This is a genomic window from Pseudomonas agronomica, from assembly GCF_025917275.1.
GTDB classification, from domain to species: domain Bacteria; phylum Pseudomonadota; class Gammaproteobacteria; order Pseudomonadales; family Pseudomonadaceae; genus Aquipseudomonas; species Aquipseudomonas agronomica.
This window is the reverse complement of sequence record NZ_JAOSHO010000812.1, coordinates 1-1,446: the sequence shown is the minus strand read 5'-3', so window position 1 is coordinate 1,446 and position 1,446 is coordinate 1. Positions and strand designations below refer to the sequence as shown.

1 protein-coding gene is annotated in these 1,446 nt (G+C 61.5%); it reads left to right on the top strand.

Annotated features, from left to right (window positions below):
• Positions 1-46: 46 nt before the first annotated feature.
• Positions 47-1,411: an HlyD family type I secretion periplasmic adaptor subunit gene (locus OC610_RS27350; protein ID WP_264432557.1), complete on the top strand. Its 1,365-nt coding sequence runs from the start codon at positions 47-49 to the stop codon at positions 1,409-1,411.
• The last annotated feature ends 35 nt before the right edge of the window (positions 1,412-1,446 follow it).

The window sequence follows — 1,446 nt, the reverse complement described above, 5'->3', positions numbered from 1 at the left end:
AAAGCAGCACCCAGCTCCATTTCATTTAACCAACGGGTACCGCCCTATGTCTGCTCAAACCCCGGATCCAGCCGCCCGAAGCTACATCGGCAGTTTCAGCAAAAGCGCCGAAAGCGAGTTCATGCCGGAGACCGCCGGCGCGACGCTGCAGGACTCGCCGCGCCGCTCGCGCGTCACCGTGTGGCTGGCCGCCGGTTTGATCCTCAGTGGGCTGGTCTGGGCCAAACTGGCGGTGTTGCAGGAAGTCACCACCGGCGAAGGCAAGGCGATTCCGTCGAGCAAGGTCCAGGTGATCCAGAACCTCGAAGGCGGCATCGTCACCGAGATTTTCGTGCGCGAAGGCCAGATGGTGAACAAGGGCGACACCTTGCTGCGCCTGGACGACACGCGGTTCCTGTCGAACAAGGGCGAGAGCGAGGCGGATCGTTATGCGCTGATGGCCCAGGTCGAACGCTTGTCGGCAGAGGCCGAAGGACGGCCCTTGCAGTTGTCCAGCGAAGTGACCGGCAAGGCGCCGCAGGTGGCCGAAGACGAGCGTGCGCTCCATGAACAACGCCAGCGCCGCCTGGCCAGCGAGCAGCGGACCCTGACCGAACAGCTGCGGCAGAAAACCCAGGAGCTCGCGGAGTTTCGCTCCAAGCAAGGCCAGTTCAGCTCGGCGCTGGCCTTGCTGCAAGAAGAAATGAACATGTCGGCGCCGCTGGTCGGCACCGGGGCAGTCTCACCCGTCGAAATCCTGCGTCTGAAGCGCAGCGCGGTGGAAATCCGCGGCTCGCTCAACGCCACGACCCTGGCGATTCCTCGGGCCGAGTCAGCCATCAATGAGATCAAGAGCAAGATCGACGAATCGGAACAGACCTTCCGCTCCGATGCCGCGAAAGACCTCAACGAGAAACGCACCGAGCTGTCAAAAATCACCGCCACGAGCATCGCCATCGACGACCGCGTGACCCGCACCACCGTGGTCTCGCCGGTACACGGGGTGATCAAGCAGTTGAAGGTCAACACCATCGGCGGCGTGGTCCAGCCGGGCAGCGATATGATCGAGATCGTGCCCCTGGAGGACAACCTGCTGATCGAAGCCAAGGTCCGACCGCAAGACGTGGCGTTCCTGCATCCAGGCCAGAAAGCCATGGTCAAGTTCAGTGCCTACGACTACACGATTTATGGCGGTCTTAGCGCCAAGCTTGAATTGATCGGCGCCGACACCATCACCGATGACAAGGGCAACAGCTTCTATTTGATCCAGGTGCGTACCGATAAAAATCACCTGGGCGGGGATGCGAAACCGTTGCTGATCATCCCGGGGATGGTGGCGACGGTGGATATCATCACCGGGGAGAAGAGTGTCTTGGATTACCTGCTCAAGCCCGTGTTGAAAGCGCGGACCGAGGCGATGCGCGAGCGGTAGGCTTTGGCTGGGATCTTCGGTGTCTGGGCTGTCGC